Source organism: Cyanobium sp. CH-040 (assembly GCF_024346135.1).
GTDB lineage: Bacteria > Cyanobacteriota > Cyanobacteriia > PCC-6307 > Cyanobiaceae > NIES-981.
Window position 1 is genome coordinate 104,039 of the sequence record NZ_JAGQCJ010000001.1, and the last position, 23,606, is coordinate 127,644.

At 55.0% G+C, this 23,606-nt stretch carries 18 protein-coding genes and 1 tRNA gene; 10 read left to right on the forward strand and 9 right to left on the reverse strand.

The window, feature by feature from the left end:
* Positions 1-2: 2 nt before the first annotated feature.
* From KBY90_RS00645 to KBY90_RS00655, 3 genes are read right to left on the reverse strand one after another with little or no spacing between them, the layout of a single operon-like run.
* Positions 3-2,210: a PBP1A family penicillin-binding protein gene (locus KBY90_RS00645; protein WP_396122474.1), complete on the reverse strand. Its 2,208-nt coding sequence runs from the start codon at positions 2,208-2,210 to the stop codon at positions 3-5.
* Between the two features lies 1 nt (position 2,211).
* Complete coding sequence (chlG, locus tag KBY90_RS00650) at positions 2,212-3,192, reverse strand: chlorophyll synthase ChlG (protein WP_254966465.1); 981 nt, start codon at positions 3,190-3,192, stop codon at positions 2,212-2,214.
* A 19-nt stretch (positions 3,193-3,211) separates the two neighbouring features.
* Entirely contained in the window at positions 3,212-3,427 is a 216-nt protein-coding gene (locus KBY90_RS00655; RefSeq protein WP_254966467.1) for a DUF2862 domain-containing protein, read from the reverse strand.
* A 192-nt stretch (positions 3,428-3,619) separates the two neighbouring features.
* Between KBY90_RS00655 and hisF the strand changes: the two genes are divergently transcribed.
* From hisF to KBY90_RS00705, 10 genes are all read left to right on the forward strand, one after another.
* On the forward strand, positions 3,620-4,432 hold the full coding sequence (gene hisF / locus KBY90_RS00660; RefSeq protein WP_254966468.1) for an imidazole glycerol phosphate synthase subunit HisF: 813 nt from the start codon (positions 3,620-3,622) through the stop codon (positions 4,430-4,432).
* A gap of 120 nt (positions 4,433-4,552) precedes the next feature.
* Positions 4,553-4,882 carry a hypothetical protein gene (locus tag KBY90_RS00665; RefSeq protein ID WP_254966470.1) on the forward strand — a complete coding sequence of 110 codons (330 nt, stop codon included), beginning with the start codon at positions 4,553-4,555 and terminating at the stop codon, positions 4,880-4,882.
* Entirely contained in the window at positions 4,860-5,597 is a 738-nt protein-coding gene (gene ubiE / locus KBY90_RS00670) for a bifunctional demethylmenaquinone methyltransferase/2-methoxy-6-polyprenyl-1,4-benzoquinol methylase UbiE (protein WP_254966472.1), read from the forward strand. Before KBY90_RS00665 ends, ubiE begins: the two co-directional genes overlap by 23 nt.
* A gap of 20 nt (positions 5,598-5,617) precedes the next feature.
* Entirely contained in the window at positions 5,618-6,487 is an 870-nt protein-coding gene (gene glyQ / locus KBY90_RS00675; RefSeq protein ID WP_254966473.1) for a glycine--tRNA ligase subunit alpha, read from the forward strand.
* Between the two features lie 23 nt (positions 6,488-6,510).
* Complete coding sequence (locus KBY90_RS00680) at positions 6,511-7,125, forward strand: sulfotransferase family 2 domain-containing protein (RefSeq protein ID WP_254966474.1); 615 nt, start codon at positions 6,511-6,513, stop codon at positions 7,123-7,125.
* 16 nt (positions 7,126-7,141) lie between these two features.
* Positions 7,142-7,327 (forward strand): hypothetical protein, encoded by a 186-nt coding sequence (locus tag KBY90_RS00685; RefSeq protein ID WP_254966475.1) that lies wholly within the window; start codon positions 7,142-7,144, stop codon positions 7,325-7,327.
* A gap of 116 nt (positions 7,328-7,443) precedes the next feature.
* Positions 7,444-9,459 (forward strand): ComEC/Rec2 family competence protein, encoded by a 2,016-nt coding sequence (locus KBY90_RS00690; RefSeq protein ID WP_254966476.1) that lies wholly within the window; start codon positions 7,444-7,446, stop codon positions 9,457-9,459.
* Between the two features lie 54 nt (positions 9,460-9,513).
* Positions 9,514-9,598: transfer RNA gene (locus tag KBY90_RS00695), tRNA-Ser, on the forward strand.
* A gap of 611 nt (positions 9,599-10,209) precedes the next feature.
* A complete protein-coding gene (locus KBY90_RS00700) occupies positions 10,210-11,484 on the forward strand; it encodes a site-specific integrase (protein WP_254966477.1) in 1,275 nt (424 codons plus the stop codon).
* Positions 11,485-11,718: 234 nt separating this feature from the next.
* Positions 11,719-11,901, forward strand: coding sequence for an AlpA family transcriptional regulator (locus KBY90_RS00705; protein WP_254966479.1), 183 nt, complete (start codon positions 11,719-11,721; stop codon positions 11,899-11,901).
* Between the two features lie 3,096 nt (positions 11,902-14,997).
* On the opposite strand, the gene KBY90_RS00710 is transcribed toward KBY90_RS00705, so the two are convergent.
* The 6 genes from KBY90_RS00710 to KBY90_RS00735 all read right to left on the reverse strand — a co-directional run bounded on the left by KBY90_RS00710 (position 14,998) and on the right by KBY90_RS00735 (position 22,887).
* Complete coding sequence (locus tag KBY90_RS00710; RefSeq protein WP_254966480.1) at positions 14,998-17,658, reverse strand: hypothetical protein; 2,661 nt, start codon at positions 17,656-17,658, stop codon at positions 14,998-15,000.
* Positions 17,659-17,923: 265 nt separating this feature from the next.
* Positions 17,924-18,103 (reverse strand): hypothetical protein, encoded by a 180-nt coding sequence (locus tag KBY90_RS00715; RefSeq protein ID WP_254966481.1) that lies wholly within the window; start codon positions 18,101-18,103, stop codon positions 17,924-17,926.
* Between the two features lie 463 nt (positions 18,104-18,566).
* Positions 18,567-18,950, reverse strand: a complete 384-nt coding sequence (locus tag KBY90_RS00720) for a hypothetical protein (protein ID WP_254966482.1) — start codon at positions 18,948-18,950, stop codon at positions 18,567-18,569.
* The gene (locus KBY90_RS00725; RefSeq protein ID WP_254966483.1) at positions 18,947-19,144 is read right to left on the reverse strand and encodes a hypothetical protein; all 198 of its coding nucleotides are present in this window, start codon (positions 19,142-19,144) and stop codon (positions 18,947-18,949) included. Before KBY90_RS00725 ends, KBY90_RS00720 begins: the two co-directional genes overlap by 4 nt.
* Before the next feature lie 166 nt (positions 19,145-19,310).
* Entirely contained in the window at positions 19,311-19,745 is a 435-nt protein-coding gene (locus KBY90_RS00730; protein WP_254966484.1) for a hypothetical protein, read from the reverse strand.
* 28 nt (positions 19,746-19,773) lie between these two features.
* Positions 19,774-22,887, reverse strand: a complete 3,114-nt coding sequence (locus KBY90_RS00735) for a type ISP restriction/modification enzyme (protein ID WP_254966485.1) — start codon at positions 22,885-22,887, stop codon at positions 19,774-19,776.
* Positions 22,888-23,606 lie beyond the last annotated feature (719 nt).

Sequence of the window (23,606 nt, forward strand, 5' to 3'; positions counted from 1 at the left end):
GTTCAGGGCTCGGGCGGTGGCGGCGGCGGTGGCGGTGCCGCGGCGGCCGGGGGCGGCGGTGGTGGTGCCGCCGGGGCGGGCTCGGGAGCCGGAGCCGGGGCTGGTGCCGGAGCAGGCGCCGGGGCCGGCGCGGGGCGTGGCGCCGGGGCGGGCGCCGGTGCAGGTGTGGAGCGGAAGGAGGGTTCGGGTTCCGGCTCCGGCTGCCAGTCGGGTTCGGGGATCGGCGCGGGATCGCTGGTGTCGGCCTCGGGCCGGCGCCAGCGCTCGGCTTCGGGTTCGCCGTAGCCCTGCTCCCGGGGCTTGGGAGCGGGCTTGGGCTTCGCCGCGGGCTTCTTGAAGGTGCCGGTGAGCACGGGCTTGGGCGGGAACTGCTCCACCGGCATGCCCTTGGTGATCGACTCCATGAAGCGGCGCCAGGCGTAGGTGGCCAGGGCGCTGCTGCTGCCGGTCTTGCGGTTGGTGTCATAGCCCAGCCACACCGCGGTGGTGAGCTGCGGGATCGAGCCCACGAACCAGAGGTCGCGGGCGCCCTCCGAGGTGCCGGTCTTGCCGGCCACGGGCCGGTCCGGCAGCGCCGCACCGGAACCCGTGCCGCCCTTCACCGCCTGCTGCAGCATCCACTGCACCGCGTCGGCCACCTCGCTGCGCACCGCCCGGCGCCCCTTGTCGCCGTCCACCCGGCGGCTCCAGAGCAGTTCCCCGTCAGGCCCGTAGATCTCCTCGAACGGGGTGGCTTTCACGAACACGCCGCGGTTGTTGATCGCGGCGTAGGCCGCGGCCATGTCCACCATGTACTGCTCGTTGGCGCCCAGCACCATCGACGGGTACTCGCCGATCTTGCCCACCATGCCCAGCGTCTTGGCGGTCTCGATCACCTTCGGGTAGCCCACCTTCTCCGCCAGGTCCACCGAGGCGGCGTTCAGAGAGCGGGCGATGGCGTTGGTGATGGAGATGCTGCTTCTCCCTGCCGCGCCCTTGATGCAGAAGCGCTTGGGGGGCCAGCCGTCGAGGATGCAGCGCTCCTTGTTGTCCACCGTGTCCTCGGGCCTCAGGCCGGCGTCGATGGCGGCGGTGTAGGTGAACAGCTTGAAGGTGGACCCCGGCGAGCGCATCGCCAGGGTGGCCCGGTTGAACTGGCTCTTGTTGAAGTCCTTGCCGCCCACCATCGCCCGCACCAGACCGGTGCCGGGCTCCATCGCCACCAGGGCCCCCTCCATGCCGCCGGTGGCGTAGGTGCGGATGGTTTTGTCGGCTTCCTCCTGCCAGGCCAGGTTGATGCTGCTGCGCACGGTGAGGCCGCCCACCTCGAGTTGCTCCTTGCTGAGCACGGTGGCCAGTTCCTGCTGCACCCAGCTGCCGAAGAAGGGGGCGCGGCTCTCCCAGAACTTGGGATCGGCCGGTCTGAGCCCCAGCGGCGCTCCCTCCGCCTCGGCCTGCTGGCTGGCGCTGATGAAGCCCGCCTCCTGCATGCGCCGCAGCACGATCCGGCGCCGCTGCAGGGCCAGCTCCGGGTTCACCAGCGGCGAATACACCGATGGTGCCGGTGGCAGGCCGGCGATCATCGCCGCCTCCGGCAGGGTGAGCTGCTCGGGGGTCTTGGAGAAGTAGATCCAGGCGGCGTCGGCGACGCCGTAGGCGCTGGAGCCCAGATACACCAGATTGAGATACTCGGTGAGGATCTGGCGCTTGCTGAGCTGCCGCTCCAGCTTTCCGGCCAGGGCCGCTTCCTTCACCTTGCGGATGATGGTGCGGTCCTGGCTGAGGAACACGATCCGGGCCAGCTGCTGGGTGATGGTGCTGGCCCCCTCCTCCACGGAGCCCCGCGAGATGTTGCGCACCAGGGCCCGGGCGATGCCCTGCAGGTCCACGCCGTCGTGGCGGTAGAAGCGGCGGTCCTCGGCGGCGATGAACGCCTGCTCCACCAGGGGCGGCACCGCTCCACTGCTCAGCTTCTCGCGCGACACCGGCCCCAGCTTCTGCACCACCTGGCCGTCGGCCGAGAGGATGGTGAGGGTGCCGGGGCGGTTGAAGTGGCTGATGCCGCTGGCGTCGGGCAGCAGGGCGTCGAATCCGCCCACCACGCTCGACTGCACCACCGCCACGCCGCCACCGAGCACGGCGGCCGCCACGCCGGCAACCACCAGCCTGCGGCCATCCCCGCGCTGACGGCTGGCGGGGACGGTGGCAGTGGCCGGGATGGTGCGGGTCACCTCAGGTCACCAGGGGGCTGTGGCCGATCGCCAGGGCCGTCACCAGCATGCCCAGCACCAGAAACGGCTGGGCGCTCGCCTGATACTTCACATCGAAGGCCACCGGATCCCGCAGAAGCCAGATGTCCTGGAAGGTGATCTGCGGGATGATCAGCAGCACCAGCAGAACGGCAGCGAAATGCTGCCCGATGGCGATCAGTACGGCAACCATTGCCAGCTGGAAGATGTCGATCATGCCGGCGCTGATCCAGCTGGCCCGTTGCACGCCGAACACCACCGGCAGGCTCTGCAGTCCCAGGGCCCGGTCGCCCTCGACGCTCTTGAAGTCGTTCACCACGGCGATGCCGAGCCCCGCCAGCGAGTAGGCGAGGGTGAGGATCGCCGTGGCCCAGGTGAGCTCACCGAAGAGGGCCTGGCCGGCCCACCAGGGCAGGGCGATGTAGCTGGCGCCGAGGGCGTAGTTGCCGAGCCAGCCGTTCTGCTTGAGCTTCAGCGGCGGCGCCGAGTAGATGAAGCTCACCAGCGAGCCGCCCAGGGCCAGCAGCAGCAGCACCGGCGTGTCGTGACCGGCCCAGACGTCGAGGCCGTAGGCCACGCCCAGGCCGGCCAGGAGCAGGATCCAGATCTGGGCCTTGACCTGCCCCAGCGGGATCGCCCCCGAGGGGATCGGCCGGTAGGGCTCGTTGATGGCGTCGATCTCGCGGTCGTAGTAGTCGTTGATCGTCTGCGTGTAGCCGGCCAGCAGTGGCCCGCTCATCAGCATGCAGGCGATCGAGGCTCCCACCTCCGGCAGGGTCCAGTGGAAGTTGCCGGAGGCGGCGGCGCCGCACACCACGCCCCAGATCAGGGGGATCCAGGTGACCGGCTTCATCAGCTGCAGCCGGATCCGCCAGATGTTGTCGCTGCCTGCGGCACCCTTCATGCCCAGCAGTTGTCGCGCTGCTGAACCGCTGCTGGCTTCGGGGTTGGGGCTGCTGGTCAAGGCCGTTGGCGCTGGGGACTCAGGCGGGGGTGATCTCGTCGTCGAAGAACCAGGCGGTCTGGCCGCCGGACAGTTCGACCACCACACCGATGCCCTGGCCGTCCACGGTGCGGAAGCCCTTCACGGTGCCGCTGGGATCACTGCGCAGGGCCTCGACCAGATCGGCGGGGATGCGGTCGCGCACGCGGGCGACGCGCACCCGGGAGCCGATGTTGATCGTGGCAGCCTGGGCCATGGGCTCTCGGCGCGGTGCAAAAGTGGCGCAACCTTATCAGTATCAGGGCCCCAGACCGGCACAGCGGTTTCGCCCGCTCCCCGGGCGCTCGGCTGCCGCCTGCTGGAGCCCCTCCTCTGGCTGGCGCCCCACTTCTGGCTGACGCCCCCGGGCGGCCCTGGCTTCAGCTGACCAAGTCCCTAGGCTCGCCCAATGGTTGCCAAGCGGATCATCCCCTGTCTCGACGTGGCCGAGGGCCGGGTGGTGAAGGGCGTGAACTTCGTGGGCCTGCGCGATGCCGGCGATCCGGTGGAGCTGGCCTGCCGCTACAGCGCCTCCGGAGCCGATGAGCTGGTGTTCCTGGACATCGCCGCCAGCCACCAGGAGCGCGCCACGCTCGTGGACCTGGTGCGCCGCACCGCCGAGGCCGTGACCATCCCCTTCACGGTGGGCGGCGGCATCAGCGGCGTGGAGGGGATCACCGCGCTGCTGCGCGCCGGCGCCGACAAGGTGAGCCTCAATTCCGCCGCCGTGCGTGATCCCGAGCTGGTGGCCCGCGGCGCCGAGCGCTTCGGCTGCCAGTGCATCGTGGTGGCGATCGACGCCCGCCGCCGCCAGACCGGTGGCTGGGACGTGTACGTCAAGGGAGGCCGCGAGAACACCGGCCTCGATGCCGTGGCCTGGGCCCGGCGGGTGGTGGCGCTGGGGGCCGGCGAGATCCTGCTCACCTCCATGGATGGCGACGGCACCCAGGCCGGCTACGACCTGGCCCTCACCCGGGCGGTGGCCGACGCGGTGGAGGTGCCCGTGATCGCCTCGGGAGGAGCGGGCTGCATCGACCACATCGCCGCCGCCCTCGACGCCGGGCCCGAGGGCGGCCATGCCTCGGCGGCGCTGCTGGCCTCGCTCCTGCACGATGGGGTGCTCACGGTGGAGGCGATCAAGACCGACCTGCTCGGCCGCGGTCTGCCGGTCCGCCCGCCCGAGCCGGAGCAGGTGCAGCCGCCGGAGCCGATGGCGCGGTGAGCTCCAGGGGCGCCCCGGCCCGGGCTGTTGCGGCACCCTGCAGTGCTCTCATCTTTGCCCCGCTGCCGTTACCAGCCGTTACATTGGGTATCAGCCGTTTCACCAGCCATCTCCTTTCTTGTGGCCGCCCTGCACCAGCCCCTGATCACCACCATCGCCCTGCTGCTGGTGGCGGCCGTGATCGCCCTGGTGGCCTGGGCATTGCAGCTGATGCAGGCCGCCACCGACCGTCAGGAGTTCTCGCTGATGCTGGCCGGCTGCATGGTGTGCTGCTCCGCCGTGGGGCTGGCCACGGTGATGGTGATCACCCTCACCGGACCGCGGCCGCTGCTGGCCGGCGCGCCGCCGCTCGACGCCGGGGTGACCCTCGATGCGGTGCTGCTGCCGGATACCCTGACCTGGCCTGACGGCGGCTGGGTGAGCCTCGATGCCGACCTTCCGGCCCGGTGATCCCGAGGCGGTCGACGACCTGTTCGAGCAGATCGCTCCCCGCTACGACCGCCTCAACGACCTGCTCAGCCTCGGCCTGCACCGGCTCTGGAAACGCCAGGCGATCGCCTGGCTGGCCCCGGTCCCCGGCCAGCGGCTGCTCGATCTCTGCTGCGGCACCGGTGATCTGGCCCTGCTGATGGCCGCCCGGGTGCGGCCCGGCGGCGGGGTGCTGGGCCTGGACCGCGCCGCCGCCCCGCTGCGGCTGGCCCGTCAGCGTGCGGCCCGCCAGCCCTGGCTGCCGCTCGACTGGCGCCAGGCCGATGCCCTGGCCACGGGCCTTGCCGACGGCTGCGTGGACGGCGCGGTGATGGCCTACGGCCTGCGCAACCTGGCCGATCCGGCCGCCGGCCTGGCGGAGCTGCGCCGCCTGCTGCGCCCCGGCGGCCGGGCCGTGGTGCTGGATTTCAACCGACCGGACACCGCCAGCGCCGGCGGTCGCCGCACCGCCGCCCTGCAGCGCCAGCTGCTGCGCCGCCTGGTGGTGCCGGTGGCCGCCACGGTGGGGCTGGAGGAGCACTACGCCTACCTGGAGCGCAGCCTGGAGCGCTTCCCCACCGCCGCCGGGCAGGAAGCGCTGGCCCGCCGGGCCGGCTTTGCCCTCGCCCGCCACCGCCCCCTGGCCGGCGGGCTCATGGGCCTGCTGCAGCTGCAGGCCCCCAGGACGACACAATGACCGCCAGCAGGCCGGCCTCCGTGCACTTCCAGGACATCATCGCCACCCTGAACCGCTTCTGGGCCGAGCAGGGCTGCCTGATCCTCCAGCCCTACGACACCGAGAAGGGCGCGGGCACGATGAGTCCCCACACGGTGCTGCGGGCGATCGGCCCGGAGCCCTGGGCCGTGGCCTACCCGGAGCCCTGTCGCCGCCCCACCGACGGCCGCTACGGCGACAACCCCAACCGGGCCCAGCACTATTTCCAGTACCAGGTGCTGATCAAGCCGTCGCCCGACGGCATCCAGGAGACCTACCTGGCCTCCCTGGAGGCCCTCGGCATCCGCGCCGCCGACCACGACATCCGCTTCGTGGAGGACAACTGGGAGTCGCCCACCCTCGGCGCCTGGGGCGTGGGCTGGGAGGTGTGGCTCGACGGCATGGAGGTGACCCAGTTCACCTATTTCCAGCAGTGCGGCGGCCTCGACTGCCGGCCCGTGTCGATCGAGATCACCTACGGCCTCGAGCGCCTGGCCATGTACCTCCAGGACGTGGAGAGCATCTGGGATCTCAGCTGGAACGGCGAGCGCAGCTACGGCGAGATCTGGCTGCCCTTCGAGAAGGGCCAGTGCACCTACAACTTCGAGGCCGCCAACCCCGAGCGCCTCCAACAGCTGTTCGCCCTCTACGAGGCCGAGGCGGGGGATCTGGTGGCCCGGGGCCTGCCGGCTCCCGCCCTGGATTTCGTGCTCAAGTGCAGCCACACCTTCAACCTGCTGGAGGCCCGCGGCGTGATCTCGGTGACGGAGCGCACCGCCACCATCGGCCGGATCCGCACCCTGGCCCGCCAGGTGGCCGAAGCCTGGCTCGCCGAGCGCGAGGCCCTGGGCTTCCCGCTGCTGGCGTCCTGAAGCCGCCCCGAGCCTCCCCACCCATGTTGCTGATTCCCGAGCGCAGGGCCCTGTTCCTGCACATCCCAAAGACCGGTGGTCAGACGATCGAGAGCCTGCTGGGGTACCCGCACCGGCACAGCCACCATTCCAAGCGCGGACTGCCCGTCGACTGGCAGCAGTGGTTCCGGTTCACCTTCGTGCGCCATCCGGTGGACCGCTTCGTCAGTGCCTGCAACTACTACGTCGACATGGCGCAGCGGCATGAGCGGCGCTACAGGCAGATCGAGGATCCCTCGCCAATGGTCCGTCTGCGGCTTTGGCTGCTGGATGACGCTCCCAGTCTTGGCGACGTGGTGGACCGGCTGCGGTCGAACGGCGCTTATAGAAAGATCTCCGGGTTCGCTCCACAGATGAAGCGTCTGAAGATCATTCAGCCCCAGTTCATCGGTCGCTTCGAGCGCTTTCACGATGATGTCAACACGCTGCTGACGCTGCTGGATGCCAGTCAGCGCCTGCAGCCCACCCTCCCCCACCTGAACCGGTCGCAGAAGCACTACCGGATCGAGCAGCTGGATCGCCACAGCCTCAACCGTCTGGCTCGGCTGTACCAGGCGGATTTCCGGCGCCTCGGCTACAGGCCAGGCGCCATCCCCTGATCTTCAGCACGTGGCCATGAACCGGCGGACCGTGCTGCTGGCGGTTGTGCTGCTCGGCTCGTTCCAGCTGGGCCGCCTCAGCGAGCGGGCCTACTGGCCCTGCCGGCTGCGGCCGGTGGCCTCCCTGGTGGCGCCGCTGCTCGGTCAGGAGCTGCCCAGCGCCCAGCTCTGCGACCTGCTGCTGCGGATCCCACGTCTCTGAAATCCCCTGGTCTCCGCCACCGATCTCCGCCACCGGTCTCCACCTCCGATCTCCACCTTCCATCGCCCCGGTGTTGGTGGCAACCCTGAGTTCCGGATGCAGCGGGAACGGCGGCCATGGGCGGACGCGGGCTCAAGGGACTGATCTGGGGGGTGCTGCTGGGCCTGGTGCTGCTGCGCGCCGTGCTCGTGTGCCTGGAGCCGCTCGCTCCGGCCCCGGGGGATCCCGCCCTGCGGCTGGATGAGCGCGGCGGGCCGCAGGCGGTGCGCCTGGTGGGCACCATGATGGCCGATCCCAGAAGCCCGGGGGGCCGTGGCGGCGACGGGGGGGAAGGGGGTGGGCGCTGCAGCGCTCTGCTGCAGTTGCCTGTGGGCCGCAGCGAGTTGCAGTTCAGCCCCTGCCCCAGTCCGGCGCTGCAGCAGGGTTGGCGGCTGGCGGTGGAGGGCCGGCTGCGGCGGCCCCGGCCGGCGCCCCATCCGCTGCTCGCCGGTCCGGCCGAACGGCTGGCCCGCCACCAGGCCGCCAGCCAGCTGCAGGTGGAGCGGTTCGAGGTGCTGGCGCGCCCCGCCACGCCGGTGGCCGACCTGCGCCGCCACCTGGCGGGGACTCTGATGGAGCGTGCCGGGCCCGAGCGTGGCGGCGTGCTGGCGGCTCTGGTGCTGGGCAGCGCCGTGGTGCCGCTGCCGGCCGAGGTGCGGGAGGCGTTCCGCGCCGCGGGCCTCTCGCATGCCCTGGCCGCCTCGGGCTTTCACCTCAGCGTGCTGCTGGGGGCGGTGCTGCCCCTGGCCCGAAGGTTGCCGCGCCTCCCCCGTGTGCTGCTGGCCGGCGGGGCCATGGGGCTGTTCGTGCTGCTGGCCGGCCCCCAGCCCTCGGTGCTGCGGGCGGTGCTGATGGCGGCGATGGCGCTGCTGGCGCTGGAGTGCGGGCGGCGCGGCCGGCCGCTGGCGATTCTGCTGGCCAGCGCCCTGCTGCTGCTCCTGGTGGTGCCCCGGTGGCTGGCGGACGTGGGCTTCCAGCTCAGCGTGGTGGCCACGGCGGCGCTGGTGGTGAGTTCAGGTCCGATGGAGCGAGCCCTGAGGCGCCGCCTGCCGGGCTGGTGCGGCGGGCTGGCGGCGGCCGCGGCGGTGCCCCTGGCCGCCTCTCTCTGGACCCTGCCCCTGCAGTTGCATCACTTCGGCGTCGTGCCGCTCTTCTCCCTGCCGGCGAATCTGCTGGCGGCGCCGCTGCTCACCCCCCTCACCCTGGGGGCGATGCTGCTGGCCGTGCTGGGTCTGATGGCACCGCCGCTGGTGGGTCCTGCCCTGGTTCCCCTGGCTGGCCTGGCGGAGCTGCTGCTGGCGATCGCCCGTGGGGTCGCCCGCCTGCCGATGGCCCAGTGGCAGCTGGGTCGTCCTGTGCCAGGGCTGGTGCTGCTGCTGTGCCTGGGGGTGCTGGGGCTGGCGATCCCCGGCCTGGCGCGGCGCTGGCGACGGCTGGCCCTGGCCCTGATCGCCGTGGCGGTGGCGGCGCACCTGGCCCTGCTGCGGGCCGATCAGCTGCTGCTGGTGCACCAGGGCCACCGTGATCTGCTGCTGGCCCGCCACCGGGGCCGTGCGGCGCTGGTGGCCCTGCAGGCCGACGGCTTCAGCTGCCACCAGGCCGGCCAGCTGGCCCGGGGCCTGGGCATCGACCGTTTCGACTGGGCCCTGCTGCTCGATCCATTGCCGCCTGAGCCCACCGCCTGCTGGCACGACCAGGCCGGTCTGGTGCTGGCCAGCGCCGATGGCAGCCCGCCGCTGCAGCCTGGTCAGCGCCTCAGGAGTGCGGGTCTCAGCGCCGAGGCCATCGCCAGCTTCAGCCGCGGGGTGCAGCTGGAGGTGGGGCGGCGCCGCTGGCTGCTGCTGCCGGATGTGCAGGACCTCTGGGCCTGGAGGGAGGCGCAACCGGTGGGCGCCGGGGCCCTGGCGCGGGGCAGCCCCAGTGCTCCGTTTGACGGTCTCTGGCTCGGCTTCCGCCCCGGTCCCCGTGAGCGCCGCTGGCTGGCGGCCCATGGGCCACCGCGGGTGTGGCTGAGCGGGGATCCGCTGGCGCAGGGCCCTCCGGGCTGGCGTGCGAGCGGCCGCAGCGGCTCGCTGCAGCAGGGCCTGGGTTGACCGGTCCCTACAGTGCTGCGGTGCCGGTGACGCAAGCGCCGACACGGTCCACCGGGAGAGGTGGCTGAGTGGTCGAAAGCGAACGACTCGAAATCGTTTGACGGGCAACCGTCCGTGGGTTCGAATCCCACCCTCTCCGTTTATAATTTGCCCCTCGGAGTCTTAGAAAGTCCCAAAACCCCTGCAATGCAAGGGGTTAGAGGGCTTTTATGGTCCCTATCAATCCCAGTAAGTCCGGTGGTACCCCGGCAAGGTGTTGTGGGATGTGTTGTGGGATGTGGACGATGTGTTGGTGGAATGGCGGCGTGTTGGTGGATACCTGGATCAAGAGGGTCTGCTGCCGAGATTGCCCACAGAAAATTTGCATTCGTGTGCCAAGTTCAGGCAGAGGGAGAAGTCATGCCTTCACTGGCATAACGCTTCATATCCAGACAACTGATAGTAAGGATTTCCATGAGACTGAGTTCTAAAGTGGACCATGGGCAACACGGATCTGGATTTGTTGAAATGAGCAGGAGTGGGCAGAAGCACTGCAGCGCAGTGGGTGCCACTTATACAACTGGCACAGTAAATCCCTAATCAGCGGAGAATTAAGATAAATTAAAGGTAATGGAGAGATGGGCGCAAAAATGCCAACTAACCAGCAGCAAGAGTAAGGCAATAAATTCAGGTCTTAAGTCTGCGCTACTGCCCTGCTTCTCAAAAGGGAAGCAGGGCATTTATTTAAACATTATTATTTAGGTGAAATCTATGAAATTAAAAGTTATTCCTACTGACTCTCAAGTGAAAGCACTTAAAGCAGGGTCAAAACGACAAAGCGTAGGTATGGGCGACTCGCTTTATCTGATTATTGAACCAGTGAAGGTTGGTGGAGGAAAGTCCTTTGAAGGTAGAACGCGATTTCCACCAGGTCGTGGTGGAACACAGGTATCGGTGAGAATTGGTTGCTATGGAAAGGGTACTGGTAAATGGACACTTAAGGAGGCAAGAGATGAGTGGAGTCGTATCAAGAATTGGTCAAAGGAAACTGGTAGAGATCCAAGAGACTTCAAAAAAAGAGATCAACCATCAGGAGAAACAAGAGTCAACCAGACGCTTGAAGAAGTAGCAAAGTCATACTTATCTGAGTCTAAGATTAAAGATTCTACTAGAAAAGACTATCAGAATATGTTATGGAACCAGATCATTCCTGAGTTCGGAGCAGAGACACCAATAAACTGCTTTGCCTGGGACTATAAGCATAGTTCAGGAAAAACTGGTAGAGAGACCGTGCTTGCTCTTTACAAAAAAGTAAGCGTCCGTGCACCAGTACAAGCGAAGAAAATTCTTATGGTATTGCGAGCAGTTTTTGATTATGCAATTGATCAAGGATGGATGGAGCGAGACCAGAATTCTGCACTAAAGGTTAAGATAGCAGATAACATGCATGAAGTAACACACCACCCAACACTCTCATGGGATCAACTACCAGCATTCTTTAACGAGTTAGAGGAAAACAAACCAAAAGCATCGTGCGTGACAATCTGCGCTGTCAAAGCATTGTTCTTAACATTTCTGCGTGTCGGTTCACTTGTCCCCATGCGATGGGATGAACTAGATTTGGAAAATAACATATGGGTTATACCTGGAAAGCGAATGAAAAATGGTAGAGATCATATTGTACCGCTGACTAATCCATTCAATGAACTCCTGAACACGCTAAGGAAATTTAACGGAGAAGAAGAGTTTGTGTTTGCATCACCAAGATCCGGCGAGAAGGGGCATATGAATCCCTATTCTATAAATCAGCATCTAATCCGTATGGGATATAAATCAGTACTTCGTGCACATGGAGTAAGATCCATTCCGCTAACTGCAGGACAAGAAGTTCTTGGATTCCCTGCACAGGTAATTCAGCGTCAAATGGCACATGTAATTGGCGACAAGGTTCGCCAAGCGTATGATAGATCAGAGTTGTTACCAGAGCGAAGACAGTTTATGGAGAGATGGTCTGAGGCACTATTAGAACAAGGTCTTAGACTCTGATACATAAAAAGCATTTAGTGACTTTAAAAGTATCTGGAAAATTCTCTTTCAAGAACTTGCTAGGGATTTACTTAGACTACCTCTTGTAACTAGCAAAATCTTGGAATGAAATGAAAAAGCAAGTCTTATGACTTGCTTTTTCATTTCTAAGAACAAAAGCAGATACAAATCTGCACAAATTATCTATTATGTCCAACCACCAAATACATCAAATATTTATAGAGGCAACAAATTATGGCAAAGTTTATCCGTCTTAAACAAGTAATTGAAAAAACAACACTGTCAAAGTCTGAGATCTATCGTTTAGTCTCCACAAACGAGTTTCCCTCTCAAGTATCCTTGGGTGGACGATCCGTTGCATGGGTTTACGATGAGGTAGATAACTGGTGTAACCAAAAAATCAATAGTAGAAACTAAACCTAAAGCATGTATAATAGGATGATTACCGTGCAAACTGGTGATCATCTTGATGTACAAAGAATGAAAATAAAGTGATTAAAAACTTGGCGCGACTCTTGCTTTGGAGATGGGCATACCATCGGTCATGCAGCATGATTGCGATTCTAATTGTTTCCTTTCTATTACTCTTCTTGTGCCTTTAAGAACTTAGAAGTAAAGTAGAAATCTCAATTTGGGTGGATGCTTATCTATAGGCATTAGGTTTTGTAGGTAAATGAAGTTTATCACTACTGGGTATTTGTACTCAGTGTCTAGTGATCTAAGAGTGCTAGTGCGAGTGCGTTGGGCAAACAAACCTCCATCGCTCCCACCAGAATCACGACATAAATCAAGAATACAACAAATAGTGGAGAAGCATTGTGCGTTTGTTCCGCGTGAGCACGAGTCACAATCATGAATGGGAACTTTGCTCATCGTGATTACAGTATAGGATAAAGGCGAATGTCCAATCTATAACACCTGGAGCGAGTGCGAAACAAATTTCTGCCCCAAAAAATTGCCTCAGGAAGGTCTCTGAGGCAAAAAGGGTCATAGAAATGAGTTAAGAGTCCTCTTCTAGTTTGGCAAGAAACTTCTTTAAATCTTGTTCTGCCTTTTGGCGCTTATATTTGTCTAGTTCACGAATGTAGTATCCTATGGTTTCGGTCAGACATGGATCAGTATTTTCTATGCGGGACTCAAGCATATCAATGATCTCTTGATTGGAGTCTTCATTACTTGGATTTGGCATATAGTTCTCGGATAATGGACTTTAAGTATTCTTGTGGTTTCTTATGCTTCTTTTTGGCGATATGCGCCAACATTGCCAACTCAACATCATCTAACAAAAATTGCTCCTTCATGTTTCTGAGGAATGAAGGGCACCAGACTTCACCAGAAGAGATTCTTCCTTCTGAATCAGGAACTTGATCAGATCGCTCTTGTTTAAACGATAATAAGAACATAGGCGATCACGAGAAGTGCGAATATGATATTCATTCTGCTTGTAGGAAATTGAATCTCGGAGTGGTTTATATGGAAATGGATAGGTCATAAATCAAAAGTGGACAAAAAGGGCAGATGAGAAATCAGAAAGAGGCATCCTGTGGTAGAACTTTCTAGACTCAAATCAATGCTGACCATTCATCTGCATATCTATTTATACATTTCAGATTCTAGAGATGTGACTATTCATTCAGGAGTGTATGCATCCTGAGGTACAGGAGAGAAAAGGAAGTCTCTTATGAGCGGAGATTTTTGAAGTGATTTCTACTCGGCAATCAAGAATATTGTTTCAATCCAATCAAGAGCGGCATCTGTAGACGAGAATCCAAGGTCCGGAAGACTCTCATGAGGAATACTACAGATATGATTAAAGACATCAGAATAGAGATGATACTGTAGTGGTGACGGTTCCTTCTGATACTCGTATTGATCTTGAATGTTCATGTTCTACTTGCTGGTTGGGTTATGATAGATTTCCAATGGTCGGGCGACTATATGACTTCATAGAATCGCCCAGAATACACATCTTGTTGGAGTGATGACGATTATGAAAGTTCAAAAGGTAGTCCAAGGTTTGGGTTCTTGAGAAACCGAGAGACTTACCCAAGAACTCAAACTGCTCAAGGGTTTGAAGGTGCCTGGTATTGAAGAATAAACTAATCACCCTGGAGTCTGATGAATGAAGATGTTGCATATTGTTCTGATGCCTCAGGTTCACTACTATTTAGTTTGGCGGAAACAATAGATCAGAGTTCTCATAGTCCAGAACAAGGTCAGCATCTTGAGAGAACTGATAGCGGTAATAGTCTTTTAGATTGTAGTTCTGGTGTCTTATTTCAATCCATGGTTTCAGAACGAAACCCTTATTGCCTTCTGATTTGCTTTTGGAAACTCTTTGAAAACCTTTAATGACCTTTTCGCCGATGAGTAAGTATAGGGATTCAAAACTATTATACTGATCGGGGCACTTGCCAAGATGAAAGTGTGTATGGTAAACAGTCTTGAAACGAGGAGTACGGTAAACAGTCTTGAAACGAGGATTCTTGGAATTTGAAGGATTGATATTGACTAATTTCTTTTCATGAAACCAGATTATTCTTGGTCTTTCTGCAGGATCAGGAATCTTAGTGGGTTTTACATTAAGAAGGGCACATAGAAGTTTATTTCTAAAGTGTCTTGCTTCTGCTTCTGCCTCTGAGTAATTTAGGATAAAAGGTTGCCATTGAATCGTACCGAACCAATGAGGTTTAAAGACTCTAGAGAATTGATAGTTGATCAGTTCTCTGGTGATCTTAGAGTAACTGATGGGATCAAGACCCTTTTGTGAATTCCAAAGGTGTCTATGATTCCTTAATGAATTCACTCGCTTTGCTCGTGAATGTTGCTCACTTCGTTCGCAACCCTCTTTGTGATTTGACATATGATATGCTCCTTATGAATAAAGTTAAAAGGATGTTATAACTGAGATTGAGTTCAATGGCAGAGACTGAATGCAATCCAGGAGTGACTTCTCATCTGCTGTGAGGTCAGTGCTGGAAGCAGATTTCACTCACCCGCCAGAATATAAATGATTGAGATTCTTGTATAGATTAAACTTGAAGATGATATAAAAAGAAATCCAAGAGATTGATTATTGAATCAGAAAGGAATCTAGAATGATTCTTCTTGAATACTTTAATTCTGATTCTTCCTTAATTCTGATGTTCTTGTGATTGAAAGACTTATGAAGAATTTGAATTCCTTAGTGGAAGATACTTCTTAGTCCTCTGCGGATCAGACCCTTCCCAGCAAATCTATAGTATTTACGCCTCTTTCAAACACAAAACCTCTGCCTTATGATCTTCCGATTTGATTGTATTAAGTTTTGTCCTCCGGAATTTCGCGTACACTTCCCATAATACTATATAGAAAATTGATAATCTTGTCAAGTCGGACAACCGTACAATCCGCAAATCTGGGGTGCCGAATGGGGCGCAGGTTGCGAAGTGGGATGTTGAGACTGGGCAGGACGCAAAAAAGGGGCAATGAATGCCCCTCAAGAATCTAATGAACCTTGCTGCTTTGGGTGGTTTAGAAGAATAATTGCTCTTGCTGAGTCCCGAACAGAACCGCAGTTGGATCATTCGGGGATACAGTCAATCTCAAATCTGATGCCGTTGAGGCACTTGTAAAGTCTGGAGAGGCAATGGTTGCAACCAGTTCATCACCTGAGCGAATTTCAAAGGTGTAGGTTGTAACCTTCTTTTTCCCCTTGCCTGAAGTTGTCTCAATACGAGTGGTAGAGAATCCATCATTTGCCATAAGAACGTAATCCTCACCTACCGTAAAGTTGCTGATGCGGGCAGATCCAGAATTTGCAGCAGCATAAGCATCGTCTAGATAGTTACTGGTTCTCAGATCAAACACATCAATAGCACCAGTGGTGCCAGTCAGAGAATCAACCAATCCTGTGGCATCACCACCTGGGGCGACGATTCCACCACCCTGAAGAAGATTCCGATAGGTTCCACCTGTGATGGAATCGGTTCCCAATTCACCCTTAATGATCAGTTGACCATCAAAGGCGGGACGACTTAATCCATCGGTGCTATTTAGATCACCTGCTCCACTGATGTTGTTGGCAGCGTCTCCTCCAGTGAAGGTGATGCCATCTACATCTGTGAATGAGTCAATCAGTGTATAGGTCTTTTGCTCTTCCCAAATTGGTTTTCCTTTGTCGGGATTAACATTCACCCTCTCTGTAGTGACACTCTCAATCTTCGCGGTGTTACCAGTTCCAAGGCGTTGTGAGAGTCCTGATATCAGAATGTTGGGATCATTTCTGGATGCGCTTGCAATGTCAAAGACAGAACTTACAATCTGTTCTGCTGTCTCAAGGACTCTTGTGTATCCTTGTGCATCAGTATATTGTAACTGAACCTTGTAAGTCCCTGCTCCATTGCCAGGAACTAGATAAGTCTGATTGATTGCATCAGCAATTTCAACGCCATCAAGGAACCATTGATACTGGTAGTTCGGCGTTGCAGAGTCACCATCAGGATCTCCCGTAACTGCTGGAGCACTAAGGGTGACTCCCTCTTCAAACACACCCGGATCTGATGAGGTGATTACACCTATTGTGCCTTGACCATTATCAACCTCTAGGATATCACGAGCAGGAGTTTCAACGGTTGCAATATTTCCTTCTGCATCCGTGTAGGTTAGTGCAACCTTGTAGGTGCCAGCACCATCATTGGGTACTGCATATGATGACCCCGTTTCACCGACGATCTCTGAGTCATCCAGGAACCATTTATACTGATAGTTCGGGGTGGCGGAATCACCGTCTGGGTCAGTAAACACAGGTGGTGCAACTAGTGTGACACCTTCCTCAAAGATACCATAGTTAGGCGGATGCGATATAATTACACCCGCAGTTCCTTGACCATTGTCAACCTGTAGCACATCCTGTGGGGCAGAATCTACAGTAGCAATATTTCCTTCGGCATCTGTATAGGTAACTGCCACCTTGTAGGTGCCAGATCCATCATTGGGTATAACAAGAGATGCTCCAGTTTCACCAGGGAGTTCCGCATCGCCCAGGAACCATTGGTACTGATAGTTAGGGGTTGCAGAATCACCATCGGGATCACCTGTCACTTCTGGCGCAAAGAGTGTGACTCCTTCTTCATATATGCCTGGAGTTGATGAGGTTATCTGACTTGCAACCCCTTGACCATCATCCTGAACCAAAGGAGCAATTGCAACATTATCAAAATATGCATAAATACCCTCCTCATCAGACGTGATATTGCCTCCTAGTTCTAGACTAAGAGTATGGACTCCCGCCTCAAGATAAATTGAACCCTCTAGGTTGCCGTGGACGTAAGTGTTCCAATTAAGGTTTCCTGTAGACCATGTATCAAGTAAAACATTGTTTACAAGAAGTCGTGTGTCTCCGTCGTCCTCAAATGATGACGAAGGTTGAGATGACATATACTTACCCGTGTATGCATCAACAACATAATTCCCGCTCTCTACAACTTCAAACGTTGTCCTAAATCCAATTATCCCATAGTTTCCTTGTGTTCGTCTAATACTTAGACGTAGTGCCGAACCATCCCCTCCCCAAATAGGTTCTTGTCCGTCCCCAACCCATGTTGGTTGGACGCTAAATGTATTTGAGACCCACTCTGGGGTGCCAAGGTCTAACCGAGACACCTCAGTGTATGGCGTACTTACGTAAGAAGTCCAACCGTCAAGAGTGTTAAAGATGCCATTTGAAATAATTGGAGTTGACGATGCCTCGGCAATAAGCGTATCTCCATTGTCGCTTCTCAACAAGACCATATCATCTGCGTATAGACTGCTATCGGATTCATGTCGGGTGTACTTTCTATGATGCAAAAGTCGTGCAAATACTTCTCCTTCGTCACCTGCAGTATCCACCTCATTGAACAAACCATCCAGATGGTGTCCAAGTTCTTCGGTGAGAACCGAAATCACCTGATCTTGTGATGCAGTTGCCAACCAGTCCCGATTGAGATAGATCTTGCCGGTGCTAAGTGCATAGGCACCCAGAGCACCACTAATGTCCTCATTGGAGAGCAGGACGATTTCGGGTAGGGCACTGAAATCTCCTGCTGACCACTGCCCGATCAGATTCGTCAGTTCCTGGGGTTCATCGTCCAGCAGCAGTGCTTCTTGTGCTGCTGCGCTCAGCGATCCATTGACAGACCACTCAGTAAGCATGTCGTGCCATGCTGGGAGAATGGATGCAAGGGCGCTGTCTGTCCTGGTAATCGTCATTGAATTTGATGCAGGTTATCAATTCAACCTCATGCCCCTTGGACACGAGACAAATCTCCTCCTGCAACCTCTACTCTTTCCTTACCGTAGCATTCTTACCGGCAAGCGTCATCACTCTGATGAACTCAATGCATAATGCAAACCGCTCTCAGTTGCAATAGCGTCAAGGTTGAAAGGGGGGAATCAGTCTGATTCCTCTTCTCGCCATTTAAGTCTCATCAAGAATCACCTCCAATGGCAACTCCATAAGAATTGGCATCGCCTCCATCTGCTCCCATATAGGCGCAAGCATCATGTTCAGCATGGTTGCAATCCATAGATCTCCATCTTCATCAAAGAGTTCAATCTCCCAGGCATAACAGAGTTCTTCTTCGCTCTCGTTTTCCATTTTCAACTCTCACACCAAAGGTCAAGTCCAAGTCCAGAAAGTGCAGATGCGCGGCGTAAACAGGAAGATGCAGCGGTTTCAACTTTCGGTGCCATTGATTTTCCGTTCAGGGGTTCAGAGGCAACCGCACTGAAATGAAGCAATCCATCCGTAGTTGGAATGCTCAACCTCCCAGTGACTACAACTGAATCAGCGATCTGTTGAACCGCCTGAATCTCAAAGCACCACCCAGGAGCACGATGATGAAGGTGCTTGGCAAGAATCGCCCAGGGGACATAGGTCAGTGTGATCGCGCCTTGCTTGCGAGTTCTGAAGTGCCTTGGATCAATCGGACGATTCAGTTCCGCAAGAGTCTCTTCGGTGGACTTCTGTGTGAACCTGACGGGTGCGGAAGATCCGTTGCGAGTCGTAAGTGTGGTCATTGAACCTCTATGGGTTTCTAGGAAGAATTATACCAGAAAAATCAGAAGTCTTCTTGCGTAAGGACCAGATAGGTCGTTCTCAGTTCGGTCGCTTCTCCGGATTCCTGAGCATCCTTCTGAATGGCACGAATGACATTTCGGATCTCAGGGGCATACTGCCAACTGGTTCGGGTTCGTTGGCGCAGGATGCATCCACCAGGGACACGAATCCCACGACGAAGTTCAGCGGGTGAGTAGGTGGTGGAGAGTTCCTCGTCAATCGCCTGACGCTCCTGCTCCAGCACCTTGAGTTGCTCTGAGACCTCCACACGCCTCTGTAGCAGTCCTTCAGGCGTGAGAAAGGCAAGGTGAGGGAATGGATCCTCACGTTCCTTTGGAAGCGCTTCCAGGACCTTCCGAAGGTCTTGTGGATTGATCGGTGTCATGCCTTGTCATTGATTTCTCCTCGCTCCACCAGAAGGTCGTAGTACGCCGTGATGGCATCCTCTACGATGGAAGCAAGAGTGAATGATTGTTGATCATGGCGTCGCTGCTCCTGAATCACCGATACCAGTTCCATCACCTCTGATGAGAGGCGAATGCCAAACTGCTTCGGTGCATCAGGATGTTCTTTTGCCATTGCTGATTCTCTAAGTGTCTTCAGTCTGCATGAAACGACTGGCAGATTCAGCAGGGTGCGAATGCATCATGATTGAACCTCTGAGTGGGTTTCTGAGTAAAAGAGTTTGAGGGGCGGATTTCTTTGAATCTCTTGCCCCTCGGAATCCAAATTATAGATTGATCGTTCAGGTCACGGGAAGAACAGTGGACACTTTCTCTGGGGATGCCCGTTCCTCCTGGATCACCAGACCCTCCAGCAGCACGGGTTCTATCGCTCCGAATCGCGCGGTCAATGTCTCGGAGCACAGAGACGAACACTCGCTGCTGATGATGCCTGCAATGACCGCAGCAGCATCCGCCCAGTGCTCCAGCACCAGGGCGTGAATGAGTTTGCCTTCGGCAGCAGCAGTGGTGGATTCTGTCTGCCACCGAGAGGATCGTTCCCGAACTGCTGTAACCAAGGAGTCCTGAACCACTCTGAGCGTGGTCAGATCAATCGTGGAAGTGTCGGAAGGCATGGTCTGAACCTCTTTGGGTTTCTTTGACCATTCAATGATATCAGATCTTCTTGATGGGATTGCCACTCTCTGAGAAGCAATGAGCAAGGAGAGTTCTGCCACCTTCTCCTAGTTAACTTAGAATATGACGCTAGAACTCACTAGTGTATTCCGACAAGATGTTGTCTACGGATAGCGAGGCAACCCTTGATGCGTCCAGGCATCCAATAATACTCCGCATCTCCAGTACATCTGAAAATGATAGTGTTCTACCTTTTCTATCCAGTATCCACTTCTTCACAGGATAGTACCCTCCAAACCTTGCGCTTAAGAGTTCCTCGCTAACGCAGTCTAGATACTGTGTTTTATTGATATATATTCTTTGACCTTCTGATTTATAGTTAACAATTGTATTGTTTCCGCTTCCTTCAAAACTTGGCAGGTTGCCCCAGTCTTTCTTCCTTAAGTGATAACATGCTAATTCGTGACCTACCGCTACTATCCTGCCAAAAACCTCATATGAGTCCACGAGAAATACATGCATAAAGTCTCTTTTTAACAGATCATCATACTTCTCCCTAAACAGATGAGACTGGGACAACCCAAATATATAGAACAAGATATCTTCTGGGTGGATTACCTCCCTATGCATGGGACGCTCTAAACCCCAATCTAGTGGCGTGCAGTCAAAACTAACGCCATACAGTTTCTGGATCTCTTCTATGAACCTCTTATCATAGTGGTTACTCCTTTGAATACTAGAACTTACTGATTGACTTACTCCTAAACCCGACTTATTGCTATATAGAGGGAAAACATAGTTAATATCATAATTGGCAAATGCTTTATGGGCGACAACGCAATCACTTATAGCGCACCCCCAGTTATCCTTTGTTTGCCTTGTTGTAACAAGAGCAAGATTTCCTGGACACAACAGATGACTATTAACACGTTCTCGTCGGTGAACTGCTACACTGCTATCAAAGACCGTGTAGCGGAAATTAAACGGTCTATACAACACCCTGACAATCATGCTTTTCCAGTCTTTAGCGCATAAACTATTCTTCGCATTAACATAGTTCCACTGATTGGTTGAGCAAAGTCGAAAACGTCGCCTTGCTTCTTCTTCTGTCTTTGTCTCCAGAAACCACTCGATCTTCTCGACTAGTTCATCCTGCGTTAATGCAAACGCGAATTCATCGTGAGTCGAAACTAGTCCTGGCGCTGGACTGCCGGCACCACTAAATATAAATGGCAACGATGGGAATCCCATGTAGTCCTGTGAACTACTTTCATTGATTGGTACAAATAACCATCGATTCTCCTGAGAAGGACTCAATATCTTCCAATCAAAGTCGTCGAGGGATGATTCCATAAGATCATTGTATTTTCTTTCCCTTTTTCCTTTAATAGATGCATAATAGACTTTTGCATCATGGTTCTCAGAACCTCCATCTGATTCATCCGATTTCTTGATAAAGAGCGTAATGGCAACCCCTTGTCCGACACCCACGAATACGTTCTCATCGCGCATACCTTCACTTGTCTTATCTTTCTTCTTTTGATTCCCATGAAGATCGATTATATAGATACTATCATATGTCAACAACAGACTCTTTCTCATCCCAAGAAACGTTGGATTATCTAAATATGAATTATCCGTGATAAAGGCAACTATTCCCTTGCCCGTTCTTTCAATTCTCCACTGGGCAAAACGAATAAACTTTACGTAGTCGTTATTTAACCACTTTGCTTGACCTGGTTTTGATAATTCACTATATCCCTTTTTGTAATCGTCTACGAGTCCTCTGATCCACGCCGTATTTGTCTGAGAATGCCCTTGGTATGGAGGATTACCTATTACTACCATCACATCCTCCTTTGACTTTACCCTTTCTGCTCCTATAGTCTCCTGCGCAATTTCATGTGCAAAGATCGAACCATGGGTTGACTCTTCTGGCGCTATGAGACTATTAGTTAAATATATGCCAATTCTGGCATCCTCATCTGGATGTACGTCAAGACCCAGTTGTGCGCTTACCAATAAGTGTGCAATAGTATATGGTGCACACTCAAGTTCAAAACCAAAGAGACGTTTGACCATGTTTTCACGAATATAACTATCCCAAATTCCTTCCATTCCTTCATTCTTAACCTCCCCTGAGATTAATCTGATTATTTCAAGCAGGAATGTACCTGTCCCTGCAGCAGGATCAAGAATTATTGGTTGCTGGAGAATTCCTGATCCAAAGTCGCCTGCAAGACCATTTTTAAATCTAAACACGTCTTTAAGTATAAGATTAATATTTCTGCATATAAATCTCACAATTGGTTTTGGAGTATAATAACTGCCTGTCTTCTCTCTGAGGTCCGGATCATACTCACTCAAGAAGGTTTCGTAAAAGTGTAGTATTGTCTCGCTATGTGGATCTCCGGTGCTAAATCCTTCTGTTATGCGACGCAGATCTGAGGCATTTAGCGTTGAGACAATATCATCTAATATCCACACAGTATTCTTGTCAGCATTGTATCCTGCTACCTGCGCTAGTAATTCACGCAAGAATGGATTCATTGCTTCAAATAACGCATTCTGTCTAGTCACTAACTTTCCATCCTTGCTTGCATTAATAGCGGCAGCAAACAGACCGTAGACAGCAGTTTGCGCCTGCATATCACAGAAACGATTAGCATCAAGATTAGATACTAGCGTCTCTTTATATGTCTGATATAACGTTGATAGTCTGCCTGCTCCGTTTTCTCGTTCGAATGCTATTTTAATACTGCTTTTTAGTAGGCGTGCTTTACCAGCAAGATTAACTGCCAGCGTTTTGGCACTTGATATCCCTTTGCCTGAATACGACAGAAAAGTGTTTATGAGAGTCTCCCACTCCGATTCATCTTGCTTTATGTTTGCGTGAAGAACTACGGTCCCATTCCTTATTAATATAAAATCTAAATAGTTAGTGAAGACTAGATTCGGTAACGCTTCTCGATATCTTTTCAATTGCTCTGACTCTAGCGATGAGGTTAGGTTATGCCCTATATCCTTGCATTCTATATATCCAATAATCACGCCTTCTCTGTATACATGAATATCTGGTGCACCGCATTCAATGTGGGCGGGATCGTTTACCGCCCTTATACCTTTGCCGCCAAGTAACTCTATCAAACTTTCAAGTTCACTTCTGTAACTTAACTCTTTTCCCCCAATCTTCCGCTTCTCTTCAATCCTCCGCAGATACCTGTTAAGTTCTTGCATTGTCATCCTCCATTCAATATGCGCTGGAAATGTTATGATGCAATCTCTGCCTGGACTCTGATACGTAACGACTGCCCAATGCTCCCATTCTCATGGTCTCCCTTCTTCTGCACTGCTCCCCAACCATTTCTGAGGTCCATATCTGTCCCCAATGTATGCTAGAGACGTCAAGATCTCGGTCACCACACTCCCCCAGGTCCTCGTCCTTGTCCTGGACGGTCGTAAAGGTCGCTGAGTCGGTCACTGGGGATCTGGATCGTCTTACCAGTTTGCCCAACCTCACCTGATTGTGCAGCGGATAGGCGTCATCCGATGCACTTTCCAACTGCCTGATCCTTTTTGTCGTATTTCTGCATTCTTGACTTCTGTTCTTCCAATAAAAGGCGCCCTCATCCGTAAGGACAAGGGCGCGGTTAACGTACAGGGTCAAATCCATGATAGGCAAAACCTTTATTTAATTCATAGGCATACTTGCAAAGGACAATATGACTAGATGATGGACCCAATATTTACTTTCTATCTGACTAGTGCTTATAATTATGGGTGTCCATCACGCCTACGAGTTCGGCACTAGCATCCAATCTTCCACAACTTACCAATCTGCATTTGCGAGCACTATTCTCGCTAAGTATCTTAGATAACCACTATACCCAGAAATCTGTGTACATCTAGAGGATTCAATGTCAATCCCTAATCCTGAAACATGTCCATTACACAAACCACAT

What these genes read in the sequence shown, in the direction of transcription:
- ubiE (WP_254966472.1), top strand. Translation starts at nt 4,860, where the DNA reads ATGCCGACCTTCCGGCCCGGTGATCCCGAGGCGGTCGACGACCTGTTC.
- KBY90_RS00690 (WP_254966476.1), top strand. Translation starts at nt 7,444, where the DNA reads ATGGGCGGACGCGGGCTCAAGGGACTGATCTGGGGGGTGCTGCTGGGC.
- hisF (WP_254966468.1), top strand. Translation starts at nt 3,620, where the DNA reads ATGGTTGCCAAGCGGATCATCCCCTGTCTCGACGTGGCCGAGGGCCGG.
- KBY90_RS00725 (WP_254966483.1), bottom strand. Translation starts at nt 19,144, where the DNA reads ATGGCAAAAGAACATCCTGATGCACCGAAGCAGTTTGGCATTCGCCTC.
- KBY90_RS00705 (WP_254966479.1), top strand. Translation starts at nt 11,719, where the DNA reads ATGGCAAAGTTTATCCGTCTTAAACAAGTAATTGAAAAAACAACACTG.
- KBY90_RS00715 (WP_254966481.1), bottom strand. Translation starts at nt 18,103, where the DNA reads ATGGAAAACGAGAGCGAAGAAGAACTCTGTTATGCCTGGGAGATTGAA.
- KBY90_RS00735 (WP_254966485.1), bottom strand. Translation starts at nt 22,887, where the DNA reads ATGACAATGCAAGAACTTAACAGGTATCTGCGGAGGATTGAAGAGAAG.
- KBY90_RS00685 (WP_254966475.1), top strand. Translation starts at nt 7,142, where the DNA reads ATGAACCGGCGGACCGTGCTGCTGGCGGTTGTGCTGCTCGGCTCGTTC.
- KBY90_RS00700 (WP_254966477.1), top strand. Translation starts at nt 10,210, where the DNA reads ATGAAATTAAAAGTTATTCCTACTGACTCTCAAGTGAAAGCACTTAAA.
- KBY90_RS00680 (WP_254966474.1), top strand. Translation starts at nt 6,511, where the DNA reads ATGTTGCTGATTCCCGAGCGCAGGGCCCTGTTCCTGCACATCCCAAAG.
- KBY90_RS00710 (WP_254966480.1), bottom strand. Translation starts at nt 17,658, where the DNA reads ATGCTTACTGAGTGGTCTGTCAATGGATCGCTGAGCGCAGCAGCACAA.
- KBY90_RS00655 (WP_254966467.1), bottom strand. Translation starts at nt 3,427, where the DNA reads ATGGCCCAGGCTGCCACGATCAACATCGGCTCCCGGGTGCGCGTCGCC.
- KBY90_RS00720 (WP_254966482.1), bottom strand. Translation starts at nt 18,950, where the DNA reads ATGACACCGATCAATCCACAAGACCTTCGGAAGGTCCTGGAAGCGCTT.